The following is a 1,263-nucleotide window of genomic DNA, read 5'->3' as shown; positions in this document are numbered from 1 at the left end:
ATCTTCGTCTCCAACATCGAGGAAGTCGTGCGCATCCGCACCGGTGAAACCGGAATGGACGCCGTCTGACGCCCCGCATCTTTCTGCAACGTCATCATCAAAAAACGTCATCAAACAGGGATACATGACATGACGACAGCCAAAGACATCATGAAGCAGATCAAGGACAACGACGTGAAATTCGTCGACCTGCGCTTCACCGATCCGAAGGGCAAGCTGCAGCACGTCACCATGGATGTCGTCGAAGTCGAGGAAGACATGTTCGCCGACGGCGTCATGTTCGACGGTTCCTCGATCGCAGGCTGGAAGGCGATCAACGAGTCCGACATGGTGCTGATGCCCGATCCCGACACGGTGCACATGGACCCGTTCTTCGCCCAGTCGACCATGGTCATCCTGTGCGACATCCTTGATCCGGTCTCCGGCGAATCCTACAACCGCGACCCGCGCGGCACCGCCAAGAAGGCCGAGGCCTACATGAAGTCGGAAGGCATCGGCGACCAGATCTTCGTCGGCCCGGAAGCCGAATTCTTCGTCTTCGACGACGTCAAGTACAAGGCCGATCCCTACAACACCGGATTCCGCCTGGACTCCACCGAACTGCCGTCCAACGACGACACCGACTACGAGACCGGCAATCTCGGCCATCGTCCGCGCATCAAGGGCGGCTACTTCCCTGTGCCGCCGATCGATTCCGCCCAGGACATGCGCTCGGAAATGCTGACCGTGCTCGCCGAGATGGGCGTGCGCGTCGAGAAGCATCACCATGAGGTCGCCGCCGCCCAGCATGAGCTCGGCATCAAGTTCGACACGCTGGTCCGCAACGCCGACAAGATGCTGATCTACAAGTACGTCGTTCACCAGGTCGCCAACGCCTATGGCAAGACGGCCACCTTCATGCCGAAGCCGGTGTTCGGCGACAACGGCTCGGGTATGCACGTCCACCAGTCGATCTGGAAGGGCGGCAAGCCGACCTTCGCCGGTAACGAATATGCCGGCCTGTCGGAGAGCTGCCTGTTCTACATCGGCGGCATCATCAAGCACGCCAAGGCGATCAACGCCTTCACCAATCCGCTGACCAACTCCTACAAGCGCCTGGTGCCGGGTTACGAAGCGCCGGTGCTGCTCGCCTATTCGGCGCGCAACCGCTCGGCGTCCTGCCGCATTCCGTTCGGCTCGTCGCCGAAGGCCAAGCGCGTCGAGGTCCGCTTCCCCGATCCGGGCGCGAACCCCTACCTCGCGTTCGCCGCCATGCTGATGGCC

At 61.2% G+C, this 1,263-nt stretch carries 1 protein-coding gene; it reads left to right on the top strand.

The genetic code is table 11. The annotated features are described in order from the left end of the window. Nucleotides 1-129: 129 nt before the first annotated feature. The coding region (glnA, locus tag EOA33_RS36150) for a type I glutamate--ammonia ligase (protein WP_127407754.1) at nucleotides 130-1,263 on the top strand (1,134 nt) is incomplete at its 3' end.

The sequence above is a fragment of the Mesorhizobium sp. M4A.F.Ca.ET.050.02.1.1 genome, from assembly GCF_003997725.1.
Lineage (GTDB): Bacteria > Pseudomonadota > Alphaproteobacteria > Rhizobiales > Rhizobiaceae > Mesorhizobium.
The sequence above is the reverse complement of the archived record's forward strand: the minus strand, read 5'-3'. Positions and strand labels throughout refer to the sequence as shown.